16 protein-coding genes are annotated in these 15,566 nt (G+C 66.7%); 6 read left to right on the forward strand and 10 right to left on the reverse strand.

Annotated elements, in window-relative coordinates; all coding sequences use genetic code 11:
* Nucleotide 1: 1 nt before the first annotated feature.
* A complete protein-coding gene (locus tag AC1ROK_RS09285; RefSeq protein WP_492846052.1) occupies nucleotides 2-1,312 on the reverse strand; it encodes a cobyrinic acid a,c-diamide synthase CobB in 1,311 nt (436 codons plus the stop codon).
* A 128-nt stretch (nucleotides 1,313-1,440) separates the two neighbouring features.
* Between AC1ROK_RS09285 and AC1ROK_RS09290 the strand changes: the two genes are divergently transcribed.
* On the forward strand, nucleotides 1,441-2,166 hold the full coding sequence (locus tag AC1ROK_RS09290) for a cobalt-precorrin-6A reductase (RefSeq protein WP_492846054.1): 726 nt from the start codon (nucleotides 1,441-1,443) through the stop codon (nucleotides 2,164-2,166).
* Nucleotides 2,167-2,345: 179 nt separating this feature from the next.
* Here the strand turns inward: AC1ROK_RS09290 and cobM are convergent, their stop codons facing one another.
* The 7 genes from cobM to AC1ROK_RS09325 form a co-directional block, all read right to left on the reverse strand.
* On the reverse strand, nucleotides 2,346-3,128 hold the full coding sequence (cobM, locus tag AC1ROK_RS09295) for a precorrin-4 C(11)-methyltransferase (protein ID WP_492846056.1): 783 nt from the start codon (nucleotides 3,126-3,128) through the stop codon (nucleotides 2,346-2,348).
* Between the two features lie 168 nt (nucleotides 3,129-3,296).
* The gene (locus tag AC1ROK_RS09300; RefSeq protein WP_492846058.1) at nucleotides 3,297-5,072 is read right to left on the reverse strand and encodes a bifunctional cobalt-precorrin 5A hydrolase/precorrin-3B C(17)-methyltransferase; all 1,776 of its coding nucleotides are present in this window, start codon (nucleotides 5,070-5,072) and stop codon (nucleotides 3,297-3,299) included.
* Nucleotides 5,069-5,797 carry a precorrin-2 C(20)-methyltransferase gene (gene cobI / locus AC1ROK_RS09305; RefSeq protein WP_492846060.1) on the reverse strand — a complete coding sequence of 243 codons (729 nt, stop codon included), beginning with the start codon at nucleotides 5,795-5,797 and terminating at the stop codon, nucleotides 5,069-5,071. Before cobI ends, AC1ROK_RS09300 begins: the two co-directional genes overlap by 4 nt.
* Nucleotides 5,794-7,149: a precorrin-6y C5,15-methyltransferase (decarboxylating) subunit CbiE gene (cbiE, locus tag AC1ROK_RS09310; protein WP_492846062.1), complete on the reverse strand. Its 1,356-nt coding sequence runs from the start codon at nucleotides 7,147-7,149 to the stop codon at nucleotides 5,794-5,796. The genes cobI and cbiE overlap by 4 nt, the downstream gene beginning before the upstream one ends.
* Nucleotides 7,146-7,769, reverse strand: coding sequence for a precorrin-8X methylmutase (locus AC1ROK_RS09315; RefSeq protein ID WP_492846064.1), 624 nt, complete (start codon nucleotides 7,767-7,769; stop codon nucleotides 7,146-7,148). The genes cbiE and AC1ROK_RS09315 overlap by 4 nt, the downstream gene beginning before the upstream one ends.
* Nucleotides 7,766-8,881 (reverse strand): hypothetical protein, encoded by a 1,116-nt coding sequence (locus tag AC1ROK_RS09320; protein WP_492846066.1) that lies wholly within the window; start codon nucleotides 8,879-8,881, stop codon nucleotides 7,766-7,768. The genes AC1ROK_RS09315 and AC1ROK_RS09320 overlap by 4 nt, the downstream gene beginning before the upstream one ends.
* A complete protein-coding gene (locus tag AC1ROK_RS09325) occupies nucleotides 8,881-10,155 on the reverse strand; it encodes a sirohydrochlorin chelatase (protein WP_492846068.1) in 1,275 nt (424 codons plus the stop codon). The genes AC1ROK_RS09320 and AC1ROK_RS09325 overlap by 1 nt, the downstream gene beginning before the upstream one ends.
* Nucleotides 10,156-10,405: 250 nt before the next feature.
* On the opposite strand from AC1ROK_RS09325, the gene AC1ROK_RS09330 reads away from it, so the two are divergent.
* A complete protein-coding gene (locus tag AC1ROK_RS09330; RefSeq protein WP_492846070.1) occupies nucleotides 10,406-11,308 on the forward strand; it encodes a cation diffusion facilitator family transporter in 903 nt (300 codons plus the stop codon).
* Between the two features lie 276 nt (nucleotides 11,309-11,584).
* Here AC1ROK_RS09330 and AC1ROK_RS09335 read toward each other — a convergent pair whose 3' ends face one another.
* Both AC1ROK_RS09335 and AC1ROK_RS09340 read right to left on the reverse strand, forming a co-directional pair.
* Nucleotides 11,585-12,889, reverse strand: a complete 1,305-nt coding sequence (locus AC1ROK_RS09335; protein WP_492846072.1) for a dicarboxylate/amino acid:cation symporter — start codon at nucleotides 12,887-12,889, stop codon at nucleotides 11,585-11,587.
* Nucleotides 12,882-13,772, reverse strand: coding sequence for an ABC transporter substrate-binding protein (locus AC1ROK_RS09340; RefSeq protein WP_492846074.1), 891 nt, complete (start codon nucleotides 13,770-13,772; stop codon nucleotides 12,882-12,884). The genes AC1ROK_RS09335 and AC1ROK_RS09340 overlap by 8 nt, the downstream gene beginning before the upstream one ends.
* Nucleotides 13,773-14,025: 253 nt before the next feature.
* Between AC1ROK_RS09340 and AC1ROK_RS09345 the strand changes: the two genes are divergently transcribed.
* The 4 genes from AC1ROK_RS09345 (at nucleotide 14,026) to AC1ROK_RS09360 (ending at nucleotide 15,434) form a co-directional block, all read left to right on the forward strand.
* Complete coding sequence (locus tag AC1ROK_RS09345) at nucleotides 14,026-14,196, forward strand: hypothetical protein (RefSeq protein ID WP_492846076.1); 171 nt, start codon at nucleotides 14,026-14,028, stop codon at nucleotides 14,194-14,196.
* Between the two features lie 133 nt (nucleotides 14,197-14,329).
* Nucleotides 14,330-14,500, forward strand: a complete 171-nt coding sequence (locus tag AC1ROK_RS09350; RefSeq protein ID WP_492846077.1) for a hypothetical protein — start codon at nucleotides 14,330-14,332, stop codon at nucleotides 14,498-14,500.
* Nucleotides 14,501-14,637: 137 nt separating this feature from the next.
* Complete coding sequence (locus AC1ROK_RS09355) at nucleotides 14,638-15,102, forward strand: hypothetical protein (RefSeq protein WP_492846079.1); 465 nt, start codon at nucleotides 14,638-14,640, stop codon at nucleotides 15,100-15,102.
* A complete protein-coding gene (locus tag AC1ROK_RS09360) occupies nucleotides 15,102-15,434 on the forward strand; it encodes a cupin domain-containing protein (RefSeq protein ID WP_492846080.1) in 333 nt (110 codons plus the stop codon). The genes AC1ROK_RS09355 and AC1ROK_RS09360 overlap by 1 nt, the downstream gene beginning before the upstream one ends.
* Nucleotides 15,435-15,566 lie beyond the last annotated feature (132 nt).

Below are 15,566 nucleotides of genomic sequence, written 5' to 3' on the forward strand. Positions count from 1 at the left end.
CCTACTTAGCCGCCGGCGCGGGCTGAATAGCCGCATCAATCACGTGAGCGTACGACCCCATGACGCGGCCGTGCACCAGCCCCATCGGCGGCAGCGCCTCGCCGAGCGCATCGGTGGCCTGGAACAGCGGCGTGCCGTGGGTCTGGCGCGCGGACGAGTAATGGAACTCGTGACCGGCGAGGTGTTGCGGGAACGGCAGCAGGCTCCGGTGGACGAGGCGACGATAGCCGAGGACCCGCTTGGGGCGGTCGATGCGGGTTTCATGCGGCAATAGCCCGGACATCGGATAAGCCGCACCGGCCTTGTCGGTGAGGCTGGCGCCGAGCACCATGAAGCCCCCGCACTCGCCGTAGATCAGCGCCGACCGTTCGGCGCTCGCCCGCAGGCCGCGCACGAAATTTCCGGCGGCGGCGAGACGGGCGGCATGCAGTTCGGGATAACCGCCGGGGAGGAAGACGGCATCGGCGGATGGGTCCGGGGCTTCATCGGCGAGCGGCGAGAAGAAGCTGAGGCTGGCCCCGGCCTCGCGCCAGTCATCAAGCCAGTGCGGGTAGAGGAAGGCGAAGGCGTCGTCGCGGGCGATGGCGATGTGCTGGCCGAGGGGTGGAAGCGCCTCCCCTCCGCCTTGAACGGAGTGGAGCGGCGCGCTCAGCGCGAGGAGCAGATTGAGGTCGACATAGTCCTCCATCGCTTCGGCTGCGGTGGCGACGACCTTATCGAAACCGGCGACCTCGTCGGGGAGGACGAGGCCGAGGTGGCGGTCGGGGAGTGCAAGGGCTTCGCGCCTGGGGATGACGCCGAGCAAAGGGATGTCGACAGTTGCCAGCGCGGCACGGAGCATTGCTTCGTGGCGGGTCGAGGCGGCGCGGTTGACGATCAGGCCGGCGACTTTCACTTCAGGGCGCCAGGTGGCGAAGCCGTGCGCGAGGGCGGCGATCGACTGCGACTGGCGCTCGGCATCCAGCACCAGGATCACCGGCAGGCCAAGCGTGGCGGCGAGATCGGCGGTCGAGCCGCGGCCGTCGGCGGCGCCGTCGAACAGGCCCATGACCCCTTCGACGAGCAGCAGGTCGGCAGTTGCGGCGTGGTGCGAGGCGAGGCTCTGCAGGCGCTCTGGCGACATGGCCCAGGGGTCGAGGTTGATGGCCGGACGGCCGGCGGCTCGAGCGAGGATGGTGGTGTCGATATAGTCGGGGCCGGTCTTGGCCGGCGCGACACTCAAGCCGCGACGCGTCAGTGCGGCGAGGAGGCCGAGGGTGAGCGTAGTCTTGCCCGAGCCGGAGCGGGGCGCGGCAACAATCAGGCCATTCATCCCGGCACTCGAAGATTATGCTGCAAAATCTTGGGACTAGCGGTTAAGATAGCGTTATCGCAACCGGACCGGGGGGTACTGGCGGCGCTGCGGCCCAACTGGGCGCCGGACTTGGGGAATACAAATCGATGAAGATCCTGATCCTCGGCGGGACCGAAGAGGCGCGGCAGCTTGCTGCGCAATTGACCAAGATGGGTCACGCGGTGACCACGTCGCTGGCTGGCCGCACCAGCGATCCGCTGCTGCCGGCGGGCGAGGTGCGCGTTGGTGGGTTTGGCGGCGGCGACGGAATGGGCAATTACATCATCACCGAGCGCTTCGACCGGCTGGTCGACGCCACGCATCCCTATGCCGAAGAGATCAAGCGCAACGCCGTGCGGGCGGCGGAACTCGCCGAGATGCGGCTGGTACGGTTGACCCGGCCAGCCTGGAGCGAGCCGCAATATGCGTTCTGGAAGCATGTTGCCAATGCCGAGGAGGCGGCGGCCAGCCTGCCCAAGGGGGCACGGGCGCTGCTGACCGTCGGGCACACCCATCTCGACGCTTATCTGAAGCGCACCGATTGCAGTTTCGTGGTGCGCTCGATCGAGCCGCCGGAAAAGGAACTGCCGGTCAACGCCACGTCGCTCCTGGCGCGGCCGCCATTCTTTTTCAATGGCGAGTTCCAGATGATGCAGGACCAGGGGATCACCCACCTGATCTGCAAGAATTCCGGCGGGGCGCAGACCGAGGCGAAGCTGCAGGCGGCGCTGCGGCTGCGGCTGCCGGTGTTCATGATCGCCCGGCCGGCCTTGCCGCCGGCACACGACGTACCGACGGTCGGGCAAGCGATCGCGGCGCTGAAGCTGGTCTGAGCCTATCGAGGGGCCGGTGCGGGAAACATACCCCCCACCCTGTCCCTCCCCCGCAAGGGGGGAGGTGACGTGCGCTCGCAAGTCTTCGTCTCTCACAGATCGCTGTGTTGGCGTCTCCCTCCCCCTTGCGGGGAGGGGACAGGGGTGGGGGCACTCTTCCCGCACTGCCCCATCGAGGGTCATCCCCCTGCCCTCAGCTTCTTCTTGCCGGCATTGCGCAGCACGTGCGCAAAACTCTCGTCATAGAGTTTCGACTCGCGGAAGCGGGTTTCGCCGAGAACGCGGCCGACGAGGATCAGCGCGGTGCGGGTGATCTTTTCCTCGCGGACGCGAGCCTTCATCTCGGACAGGGTGGTGAAGATCACCTCTTCGTCCGGCCAGGTGGCGCGGTAGATGATGACGACCGGGCAATCGGCGCCATAGTTCGGGGTCAGCGCGGTTTCGACATAGCCGAGGTTGCGGATCGACAGGTGGATGCAGAGCGTCGCCTTCGACTGGCCGAGGATCTCGAGGCTCTCCGACTCAGGCATGGCCGAGGCCTTGCCCGAAGTACGGGTGAGGATGATGGTCTGCGATATCTCCGGCAAGGTCAGCTCGGCCGCGATGCGGGCGGCAGCGCCGGCGAAGGCGGGAACACCGGGCACCACTTCGTAGGGGATGTCGAGCGCGTCGAGGCGGCGCATCTGCTCGGCAACGGCGCCATAGATCGACGGGTCGCCGGAATGGACGCGCGACACATCCTTGCCGGCGTCATTGGCTTTGATGATCTCGTCAATGATTTCGTCGAGATGCATCGGCGCGGTGTCGCGGACCAGCGCCCCCTCGGGAGCGGCGGCGATGATTTCGGCTGGCACCAGCGAGCCGGCATAGAGACAGACCTCGCAGCGCTCGATGAGGCGCTGGCCGCGCAGCGTGATGAGATCGGGCGCGCCGGGGCCGGCGCCGATGAAGTAGACGGTCATGGATACTGGACTCGGGTGAACTGCCCCTCACCCGCCCCGCTCCGCAGGGCACCCTCTCCCTCAAGGGGAGAGGGAAGAAGGGCCGCGGGGCGGGCCGCTGACTTCCCTCTCCCCTTGAGGGAGAGGGTGGCGAGCGAAGCGAGACGGGTGAGGGGCAGTGCCCGGCAGTTACTGGCCATCCTGCGCTCCCTTGGCGGCGTAGCCGCGCGGCGTATAGGCGACGGTGCCGGAGCCGCGCTGGAAGGTACGCGAAGTGCTGGAGCCGATCATCACGATGGTGAGCATGTCGATCTCGGTCGGATCGAAATCGGCCAGCGCAACGACGCGGACCTTTTCGGTGGGGCGGCCGAGATTGGAGCCGATGATCACCGGGGTCGAGGGCGGGCGATGGTCGAGGAAGATGCGCTTGGTCTCCTCGATCAGGTCGGTGCGGCGCTGCGAGCGCGGGTTGTAGAGTGCGGTGACGAAATCGGCGCGCGCCGCGCCATCGAGCCGCTTCAGGATATCCTGACGCGGGGTCAGCAGATCCGACAGCGAGATGCAGCAGAAATCGTGGCCGATCAGCGCCCCGGCAGCGGCGGAAGCGGCCTGGAAGGCGGAGACGCCCGGGTGGGTCTCAAGATTGACGCGGCGGGCGACGTCGGAGACAGCGCGCGGACCGGTGGCGTCGAGCAGCTCGTAGGCGAGCGCCGCCATGGCGTAGATCTGCGCGTCACCGGAGCAAACGAGCGACACGACCTTGCCCTCAGCCGCGAGCTCGAGAGCATGGCGGACGCGGCTTTCTTCCTCACCGAGACCGTAGCGGTGCTCAAGCTGGCCGCGTCGCAGGTCGGCGACGAGATCGAGATAGAGGTCGTAGCCGACCCAGTCGGTACTCTGCTCGAGCGCGTTCACCGCCGCCGCGGTACGGGAGATGGCTTCGCCCGGCCCGATGCCGACGAGGTGCAGCACTCCGGGGCGACGGCCGAGGCTCTCCGGATCGATCGGATGCAGAGCCTTGCCGATGGCGCAGGTGGCGCGGTCGGACTTCAGCTTCTCGACCACCAGCGGACCGGCCTTGAGGGCAGCGGCTTCGGCGACGCTGGGGGTGCCGACGGTTTCCTCGACATAGTCGGACGGAGACTTGAGGCGATAGCGCTCCTGCAGGAGCTCGGCGGCAGAGAAGAGCCGGAGCGGCACCTTGAAATGGCGCGCCGCTTCAAGCAGCGCCGGCTCGTCGGCCTTGATGTCGATCGAGGCGATGGCAGCGAGGCTTTCGGGCGCCAGGTTCTGCTGGCGGAGGGCGAAATCGATGAGGCCGATGACTTCCTCGGCGTCGGCGCCGCGCTCGCAGCCAACGCCGGCGACCAGCGTCTTGGGATGATAGACGATGCCGCGCTCGATGCGCAGCTTCTGTTCGGAGACCAGCACCTTCACCGCGCCCAGCGACGACACCGGGTAGCCGGCTTCGGCGAGGAACGGGGCTTCGCCTTCGATCTGCAGCTTGGCGCCGAGCAGCAGCGCCATCATGGCGGGCTTGGCATCCTGCGGGGTGCCGAGCACCCAGCCCGGAGGCGGCTCGTCGAGGCTGTGGAGGAACTTGCTGTCTGACGCCGTGGTGATGGCGGGGTGGCCGCCCAGTTCATCGGCAAGCTCGCGGGCCAGTCGGTTGGCGCCGCGGTGGCCGCCGAGCAGCGGCACGATGCTGGCGCCGCCGAGCGAGACGGCGAGCACCGGCGGCTCTTTCTGCTTGTTCTCGAGGCTCGAGGCGAGCAGCCGGATCAGGATGCCGGCCGCGCACACACCGATGATCGGACGCCCCTCGGAGAACAGCCGCGGCAGGAGCTTCAGCGCGTCGGCGCCGCCCTGCCCGCAGCTGTAGATCTCGCCGCCCGTGGCTTCGGCGATGCGGGTGGCGGTATCGAGGCCGGTATCGGCGAAGATGATGATGGCGGGAGTGGTCATCTACCGGCTCCGGCGGTATCGCCCCAGGCTTCGGCGCCGCGATAGCAGAGGATGGTGGAGAAGTACGGCCGCTCGTCGTGAGCGAAATCGGCGAGGCGGGTGATGCGCTGGCGCGCGGTGGTGGCGTGTTCGACCACCACTGCGCCATCGGCATGGCCGGTTTCGGCAAGCAGCGCGCGGATGCGATCGAAGTGGCGGCCGACCTTGATGATGGCGGCAACCGGGGTGGCGGCGAGCTCGGTGCGGAGTGTCATGTCGTCGAGCGGAGCAGGCAGCACCTTGAGCATTTCGTTGCGGGCGGCAAGCGGGCGACCGGCAACCGCCGCAGCGGCGGTGAGCGAGGTGATGCCCGGGATGATCTCGACCGGGGCGTGCGGGCCGACCCGGGCGACCAGATACATGGCCGAGCCGTAGAACAATGGATCGCCCTCGCAGAGCCATGCGACATCGCGCCCGGCCCGCAGATGCACGAGGATGGCTGCAGCGGCGCCATCATAAGCGGCTTGGGCGGGGCCGCGTTCCACCGCCATCGGAATGGCCACCGGCAGCCGTTCGGCCGCAGCATTGAGGTGCGGGGCTGCGATCTCGAGCGCCAGGGCGGCGTCCTCGCCGGTGGTGGGGTAGGCAATCACGGGGACGGCGCCGAGCAGGCGAACCGCCTTCAGCGTCAGCAGTTCGGGATCGCCTGGGCCGACGCCCACGAGGTACAGCGTACCGGTCTTCATGGCGTCACCACCAGGCCGTGCATTGCCTTGGTGACCAGCCATTGCGTCACCGCCATGCGCGGCTTGAAGGCGCGATGGCCGCCGACGCGATCGAGCGAGGAGATCTCGATGCGAGTCAGCTCGCCGCCCAGTTGCAGGTGGCGCGAATAGAGGGCGTGCTCGGCATCGAGGGTGACGGCGTTGGCGACCAGCCTTCCGCCAGGTTTCAACGCGCTCCAACAGGCATCGAACAGATCGTCATTGCCGACATCGCCGCCCATGAAGATGGCATCGGGCGGGGCCGTGCGGCCGAAGGTACCGGGCGCCTCGCCGCTGACGATTTCGAGGTTGGGCACGCCGAGCGCGGCGGCATTGAGAGCGATCATCTGCAGACGCTCGCCTTCGCGCTCGAAGGCGATGGCCTTGGCATCGCGGGCGGCCCGCATCCACTCGATGGCGATGGAGCCCGAGCCGGCGCCGACATCCCAGAGCAAAGCGCCGGGGAACGGGCCCAGCTTGGCGAGAGTGGCGGCGCGCACCTCGCGCTTGGTCAACTGGCCATCGGTGACGAAGACTTCGTCAGGCAGGCCGGGGAGCGGCGGCAGCAGCGGGGCGGTGAAATCGGGCACGCAGTCGATGGCGAGGACATAGAAATCCTCGACTTCGCGGCTGTTGAAGCTCTCGGCCTCGTCGGCGGTGAGCTTCTCGTCCGGGCTGCCGAGGTTCTCGAGCGTGGTGACGAGGCTACGGCCATAGCCACGATCGACGAGGAGCTCGGTGGCAAGGTCGACAGTGGTGTGATCGGCAGTGAGCGCCAGGATGCGGTTGCCGGGCAGCAGATGCGGGTGCAGCGATTCCACCGCCCGGCCATGCAACGAAATGGTGGCGACCGATTGCAGCGGCCAGTGCAGCCGCGCTGCGGCGAGCTGGAAAGCCGAGGGGGTGGGGTGGATGACGAACTCTGAAGGCAGCAGGTAGCGGGTCAGCGTCGCGCCGATGCCGAACCACATCGGATCGCCCGAGGCGAGGATGACGGTGGGGGTCTCGCGCAGCGCCATCACCTGCTCGATCATGCTTTCGAGCGGCGGCTCCCATTCGATCAGTGTGCGGCCATCCGCATAGGTGGCGGCAGGCGAATGGTCGGGCTCCTCGCCGGCCAGCGCGCGGGCCACCGCCTCGAAGCTGCGCTTGGTGACGAATTCCGGATTGAACAGGTCGGCGCCGGCGTTGGGACGGGTCACCGGTTCGAGATCCGCGAGGAATCGAGCCGGACCGACGACCGTATCGGCATAGCTGAGCAGCAGCTTGTAGGATGCCGGCAGCTCGTTCGGCCCCCGCTCCCCTACCCCGATGATATGCAGCCAGGCGGTCATGCGAGGTCTTTCGAAATGGCGTTGAAGGCGGCGCTGGCGATGGCCGAACCACCGCGGCGACCGCGCACCGTGAGGAATGGAATAGAAAGCGCGTTGGACGCGAGCAAGGCCTTGCTTTCAGCCGCCCCCACGAAACCAACCGGCGCGGCGATGATGGCGGCCGGGCGCGGGCCGCCGGCGGCGATCAGCTCGATGAGGTGGAACAGCGCCGTCGGCGCATTGCCGATGAGCACCACGGCGCCGGCGAGGCGCGGGCGCCAGAGCTCGACGGCGGCGGCCGAGCGGGTGGTGCCGAACGAGGTCGCCAGCGCCGGTACCGGGGGATCGTTGAGGGTGAGAACGAGCTCGGTGGTTTCAGGCAGGTGGCGGCGGATGATGCCGGAGCGGACCATCTCGCAATCGCAGAGGACGGGGGCGCCGGCGCGCAGCGCATCCTGGGAAGCCGCCGCAACGGCGGGATCGCCGACGATGTCTGCTGCGAGGTCGACCATGCCGCAGGCATGGATCATGCGGATGGCGGCGGGGTGGAGTTCGGGAGCGAGCCCCGACAGGTCGGCTTCGGCTTCGATGGTGGCAAAGCTCTGCGCGTAGATGGCGGCGGGGTCGCGGAGGTACGTCATGCGGCGCTCTGCAACTGCGCGAGCAGCGCCTGGTGACCGGCGCCGGCGATCCAGCCTTCCTCGGCAATCAGGATGGCGCGCTCGTCGGCGGTCACCTCGGCGGGCGGGCTGAGGAAGCCGTGGAGAAGACCGGCGCGGTCGAGCTCGGCGAACCGCGTGGTGGTGACTTCGACCTGCGCGCGGTCGCGCGGCAGGCCATCGACCTCGCTGACCGGGAAGAGCGAGGGGTAGATCTCGGTGATGGTGATGGGCTTACTGAGGTCGTCGGCGAAGCTGGTTTCGAAGGGCCAGATGGCAATGTCCGCGGCAAGGCGCGGGTCGGTGCGGAGCGCCTCGAGACGGGCGATGCCGAGCATTGCCTGGCTGCCGACCGAGCCGACACCGGTCAGCTTCCACACCGGCTGGGCGCTGCGGACGTAGCGCTCCGCCACCCGGCGCTCGGGGATGGTTGCGTAGGCGCCGGGCGGGCGCTTGGGGTGCAGTGTGGCGTAGCTATGCTGGTGCGGGTGGCCCCAGAAATGTGGACCATCTGAGAGCCGATGGTTGATCGCCTCGGCGAGCTGAAAGCGATTGGAGCCGTTGTCCGCGGTGTCGACGACGAGGCGCGCCAGCGTCGACCAAAGCTGTAGCCACGGCGGCGGATTACCTGGCCGACAGGCCGGCGCGGGAGACGTACCCCCACCCCTGTCCCCTCCCCGCAAGGGGGAGGGAGACGCCTTCACTGACGCCGGTATTCTGGTCTCCTCCCCCCTTGCGGGGGAGGGACAGGGTGGGGTGTATTCTTCCCGCGCCGCACCATCCGATGGGCGACTGCCCTGCCCGGTGCCGGCCGGTGGATGGGCAAGATCGAGGGTTGCAGTGGCGATGGCGGCCGAGGCGCCACGGGGGTAGCCGAAGACGAAATCGAAACCGAGCATGACGCGCTCGCCGCGCCGGCGGGCGCCCAGCAGGCGGGCGACGATCTCTTCCATCGCGGCGTGGCGGGTCGGTGGGTTCTGGCTCGGCACGCGGCCCTCGGGGCCGAATTCGCCGATCCAGATCGAATCCTTGCCGCGCTTCGGCGCATTCGCCGCCGACCAATCCACCGCGATGTAGCGATCGAACAGCGGCATCAGCTGTCGCTATCCTCGCGGGCGAGGCGGCCGGGGACCTTGGGCAGGGTCACCGGCCCAAGCGGGTGGTTGGCGTGCGGATAGGGGTGATGGTGGTGATCGGCATCGTGGTGATGGTGCGCACCGTCGCCGTGGTGATGGCCATGATCCTCAGGATAGCCGTGATCGTGGCTACCGCCGAGGCGGATCACCGGGAAGGCCGGGTTGGCGACCAGGGCGTGCCGGGCCGGGGCGTGAGGGTGCGAATGCGTGTGCGGGTGGGCATGGTCATGGCCGTGATCGTGCGCGTGCAGCGGCGTCCAGGGCAGCCCATGCTTCAGGCAGAAGGCCTCGTCGCGGCACGATGAATCGCAATCGCCCCTGCACGGGCAGTTCTCGAGCCCGCCACCAATGCCCTCGACATGGTGGTGGTGGCTCTCCTGCTTCAAGCCGACCTCGGCCTCGAAGCCCAGCACCTGCTCGCGATACTTGCACATGGCACAGTTCATCAGGTTCTGGCCGACCAGCATTTCCTGGATGCGATCGATGAAGGTCTCGACGACCAGTGGGTGGTCGTTGAGGTAAGGCGCGTTGAGGAACTCGATATGCGGATACTTCGCCGCGGCCTCATTGGCGGCATCGTAGATGCGCTTGACCAGCACGCCGGTGAACAGGAAGTACGGGAAGACGATGATGCGGCGATAGCCGAGCTTCACCGCATGATCGAGCGCCGGAGCGACCAGCGGGAAGGTGACGCCGGAATAGGCGACCTCGCCCCAGCCAAAACCCATGCCCTCCCAGAGCAGGCGCATGACCTTGGCGACGTTGGAATTGGCATCCGGGTCGGAAGCGCCGCGACCGACAACCACCAGCAGCGTTTCATGGCGCGGTACATCGTTGGGCGAGGCATCGATCGCCTCCTGGATGCGATCGCCGGCAGCGCGCAGCATCTTCAGATCGACGCCGAGCTCGCGGCCATAGGTGATCTCGACATCCTTGCCGGCGGCATAGGTGTTGAGCACCGAGGGAATGTCGTTCTTGGCGTGGCCGGCGGCGAACAGCATGCCGGGCACGGCGAGAACCCGCCTGGCTCCCCCTGCCCGCAACTTATCGAGGCCCTGATGGATCACCGGATTGGCGAACTCGAGATAGCCGTACTCCACGGGGACGCCCGGCAGGCGCTCGCGTAGCCGCTCGGCCAGCACCGCGAACTCGCCGACGGCGAGCTGATTGCGGCTGCCATGGCCGCACAGCATCACGGCGGTTCCCGCCGGCAGGATCAGGGATTTTTCCATTCTCGCCTCTGTTTTGCACAAAGGCAGAGTTCGCTTTTCGACCAACCAGCAGCCCCGGACTTGGTCCCCGATTTGGGTCGACCGCACCGAGCGTGAGTTTCAGTCCATCAAGGAACGCTGCGCTATCAATGGGTTGTAGTGAGGGGGCCATATCGGGTCAAACGATTCCCGGTCAGATGCGAACGCTTCTCAAAATCACATGCAAATTCAGTGACTTGCCAGCGCGGATAGGCTCGTCTATTGGCCGCTGATGGCAAACGGTTCTTCAAATCTGGCGGTGCGCGTCGCCTATGGCAGCCTGGTGGTCGGCATCCTGGTGCTGGCGCTGAAGGGCTATGCCGCCTGGGCGACCGGCTCGATCGCGCTGTTCTCGGATGCGCTCGAAAGCGTGGTCAACGTGGTGACGGCGATCGTGGCGCTGATCGCGGTGCGGCTCGCCGCGCGCCCGGCCGACGCCACGCTGCCCTACGGCTACTACAAGGCCGAGTATTTTTCGGCCGTGGTGATCGGCATCTTCATCGCCGTGGCAGCGCTGTTGATCTTCCGCGAAGCCTATTATGGCTTCGTCGAGCCGAGGGGCTTCACGCTCGATCCGTTGGGCCTCAGCGTCAGCGTGCTGGCGACCGGCATCAATGCCGGCTGGGCCTGGTGGCTATCGCGCCGCGGCCGCGAGGAGCAATCGCCGGCGCTGGTGGCAGACGGCAAGCATCTGTGGACCGACGTGGTCTCGACGCTAGGCGTACTGATCGGCGTGTTGCTGGCGGCGGCGACCGGTTTCGTGCAGCTCGACGCGATCCTCGCGGCACTGGTCGGCGTGGCGATCCTGTGGTCGGGCTGGGAGCTGATCAAGCAGAGCGTCATCGGACTGATGGACGTGGCGGTGGAGCCAAAGCTGCTCGCCCAGATCCGCGAAATCATCTCGACCAATGCCGACGGGGCGCTCGAGGCGCATGACATCCGCACCCGGCAGGCCGGCGCCATGACCTTCATCGACTTTCACCTGGTGGTGCCCGGTACAATGAGCGTCGAGGCAGCGCATGCGATCTGCGACGGGATCGAAGCCAAGCTCCGCGAAGCGGTGGAACGGGCGCAGATCACCATCCACGTCGAACCCGAGAACAAGGCCAAGCACTCGGGCATCGTGGTGGTGTGAGCGGCCGGGCCGTCGTGCCCTCCAGGACCCCCTCTCTTGCAAAATCTAAGGCTTAGCCAAACGGCTAAACCTAAGATTTTGCTTTCTCCCCCGCCAAGGGGGAGATAATCCGCGCCCTCCAAATGTACCGGAGCATCAGTCGGGACTCTCCCCCTTGGCGGGGGAGAAAGCGAAAACTTGGGCTTAGCGCAGCTAAGTCCTTAGTTTTCGCAAGAGAGGGGGTCGCGGGAGCCACCCGGGCTTGCAGTTCCGCATGACAGCCCTCCCCTTAAGCGCCTACCCCACCGTAGGCGTTTTCGCGCCATCTACATGGGCCGGCTCTCGCTCCGGCCTCCCCGCCAGCAGCGCCGTCGTCGCCGCGTTGCCCTGGACGTTCACCACGGTGAGGATCGGGTCGACGATCGGGTCGATGGCGACGAGCAGGATGATCGCCACTTCGACTGGCAACCCCAGCGGCACGAGGATGATCGAGATCATCGACAAAGCCGCGACACCGGGCGCCCCGGTGGCGGCGACGCCGGCCAGCATGGCCCCGAACAGCACGAACACCATCTGGCCGGGGTCGAGCGCCAGCCCGTAGAGATTGGCGAGAAACAGCGTCGCGAGCGCGAAGTGGAAGGTGGAGCCGGGCGGATTGAGGGTGATGCCGAGCGGCAGCGCCAGATCGACGACGCGCCGATCGAGCCGCAAGCCCTCCTTGAGGCCACGCAGGGCCGAGGGGATCGAGGCGTAGCTGCTGGAGGTGCCGAAGGCGACGACCACCGTTTCGCGCATCGCCCCGAGCGTCGCAAGATAGCTGCCGCCGACGCGCAGCCAGATCAGCACGGAGTAGAGCGCGATCAGGAGGATGGCGCCGGCATAGATGAAGATCACCAGCTTGGTCATGGCGAACAGCACGTCGAGCCCGACGGCTGAGACCTGGCTGTAGGCGAGGCAGAACAGGCCGAACGGCAGCACGTACATCAGCCATTCGATGATCTTGATGAAGGTATCGTAGAACGCCTCGAGCAGCGCCGTGGCGCGCTCGGATTTCTCCCGCGCGATGGAGCCGAGCGCCACGCCGAACAGCACGGCGAACATCAGGATGGCGATCTTGTTGCCGGTGGTCAGCGCCCCGAAAATGTTCTCGGGGAACATGCCGACCACCAGATCGGCGAAGACGCCCTGGGTATGCGCCGGATCGACGCCGGTGCCGGCCGCCTCGGCGGTGAAGATCACCTTGCCGATGACCTCGCGCGCCGCGAGCTGCAACTCGCCGCCGGGCTGGCCCCAATAGCCCAGCGCGACGCCGAGCGCCCCGGCGACGGCGAGCCCGCCGATGATCAGCAACACCAGCCGGGTGAAATAGCGATTGGCGGCGCCATCGAGGAACAGGCGGCTGAGGCTGGTGGCGACCGCGGTGAACAGCAAGGGGATCACGCACATCTGCAGGAGGCGAATGTAGATATCGCCCAGCGTGCCGATGACCGGCATCTGGCCCTTGTCCAGCCAGCCGAGCACCCCACCGGCGATGAGGCCGGTGAAGATCGCGACGGGGTGGAGCAGCAGGCGCCCGATGCGGCCTTTCAGTGCCTCAGCCATCGATCAGCGCCCTGTCTTTCGAGTAGAGGTAAGTGTTGAGCACGCCATCGAGGAAACCGTTGCTCTTGGCCTTGGTGAGATAGAGGTCGACCCAGGCCTTGAGGTCGGTATCGCCGGGCGGCATGGCGATGGCGATGGTGTCGGGGTGGCCGGCCAGGTGGTAGGGCCGAAGCTCGACGGCGCCGGCGGAATCGGCGAGGCGCCAGTTGCCGATCTCGATCTCGTCATACATCAGCGCGACAAGATCGCCGGATTTCACCGCGGCGAGCATTTCGGCCCAGGTGTCGAAGGCAACGTTCTGCGCTTCGGGAAAATCCTCGGCGACGAAGCCGACATAGGAGGTGCCATCGATGACGCCGATGCGCGACTGCGGATTGTTGAGCAGCGCCGGAATGTCGTTGGCGCGCTCGGGATCGGCGGCGACGAGACGGCCCAGCTGCAGGCGATTGATCAGCAGGAACTGGCGGACACTGACATAGCTCTGCGAGAAGCTGGCGCGCGCGGCGCGGTCGAGCGTATCGCTGAGGAGGCTGATCGCCATGTCGGCGCGACCTTCGACCACTTCGTCGATCAGCCCATCGAAGGTGGTGGCGGCGCGGTTGTACTCGAGCGTTACGCCGAGCTTTGCGGCAATGTCCTCAGCGATGGCAGGGTCGACGCCGATCAGCTTGCCATCCGGGCCGACATAGAAGAACGGCACCACATCCTCGAAGAACACCGCCACGGTGAGCTTGCCGGCGGCCTGGATGCGGGCGAGAGCGGAAGCACCCGTGCTCTGCGCATGTGCGGAGAGCGGCGCAACAAGGGCCAGCAGGGCCAACAGGCAGGCCCGGATCAGCGCTATCGCAAGGCGGTCGAGCCGCCCCAAAATCGGTATGGACATGTGCTGAAGCCCCCAAGCCCCAGTAGAAAGCGCGCACCGTAGCCGAGCATTGTCGCTAAATTGTTATCCCGACAAGACAATTTGGCGGAACAGGGCAAATCGGGTGCGGCGGGCGGGGCCTGCGGCAAGCTCTCGCAAGCGTGAAAAGCGCAAGCCGTTCAAGTCCTTGCGGCAGAAGCTGGGGATCACCACATCTTGAGCAGCCGATGCGGGCTCGATCCGCGGGCCCGCGTCTTGGCACATGGAGGCTAAGATGGCTCTCAATGCTCCCAACATGGTGATGTATCTGGTGGCGCTGCTGCTCGCGATCGTCGGCCTGCTCGCCTATTTCGGCGTGCTGGGCGGAATGATCGGCTGGGCATTCTGGCTGATGGCGATCGCGTTCATCGTGCTCGCCGTCGCGGTGCTGTTCAGAGCGGCCTGACACCCTGATGCAACGGCGCGCGGCCCGACCGTGGTTGCGCGCCCACAAGCTGTGCAAAGCGCCCGGTGCGGCATGGCTGCGATGCAGCGGCGCGCCTAAGCTTTGCCGGTGTGCATGACCCAGGAGATCGTTCATGACTCTCAATGCGCCTAGCCAGACCATGTTCATCGTCGCCGTCGTCATCGCGGTCATCGCGTTGATTGGGCAGTTATTCTCGATAGCGTTCATCGGCACCTACGCGTTCTGGATCCTGATCGTTGCGTTCATCGTGCTCGCCGCCGCGGTGATGATGAAAGGCGCCTGAGGCCCTCGGTCCTTGACTTTGTCGCGCTTTCGAACCGGAAAGTTCTGCAAGCTTTCCTGAAAGCGCTGCCGGGTTTGAGGTTGCAGGCCGGCGCATGGCGAGCGATCTTTGCCGCCATGCGCCTCCTGATTTGTCTGATGCTCATCGTCCTTGTCGCTCCCGTGGCCGCCCCGGTGGCCTCTCCGGCGCTCGCCACCGATTGGGGCCAGTATGACAATGCCCGCTTCGGCTACACCATCGACGTGCCGCCGGGCTTCGAGTGGGGCAAGGAGGCCGACAACGGTGATGGCCGCGTCTTTCGCGGCGGGGCCAGCAAGCTCCTGGTGTGGGGTGGCAATATCACCGAGGACAGCTTCGAAGGCGCAGTCGCCTCGGCCAAGGGCTTTGCCGAGGCTGACGGCTGGAACATCAGCTACGAAGCGGTAACGCCGAGCTGGGCGAGCTTTTCGGGCGCGCAGGGCAAGCGGATTCTCTACCAGCGGATGATCGCGCTTTGCGACGGCGCCTATGCGGCGTTCCAGCTGGAATACTCGGCGGTGGACCTCGGCAAGCTGGAGCCGGTGGTGGAGCAGCTGGTGCGGAGCCTCAAAGGAGGGTGCTGATGGCGCGGGTCTACCGACGCGAGGACTGGGCCATGCACCCCACCCGCCAGTCGGGCGAGTGGGAAGGCGGTGAAGCCAATGTCACGGTGATCCTCCACGACAGCGTCGAAAAGGGCGCCGGACCGCGGCTCCACACCCACCCCTACCCCGAGACGTTCATCATCGAGGCTGGCCGGGCCGTGTTCACGGTAGGCGACGAGGAGATCGAGGCCGGGCCCGGCCAGATCCTGGTGGTGCCGGCAAACACCCCGCACAAGTTCCGGACGCTCGGCCCGATGAAGAGCATCCACATCCACGCGAGCCCGAAGTTCGATACCCGGTGGCTGGAGTAAGGGGCATCCACCGGCATCTCCGCCTTCTCCCCCGTTGCGGGGGAGAATGGAATTTCTTGGGCTTAGCTTCTTGGCTAAGCCTTAGAAATTCCAAGAGAGGGGATCCTGACGGGCATGGTGGCTCCCCACGCC

This window comes from Devosia sp. GW821-FHT12F11 (assembly GCF_058806655.1).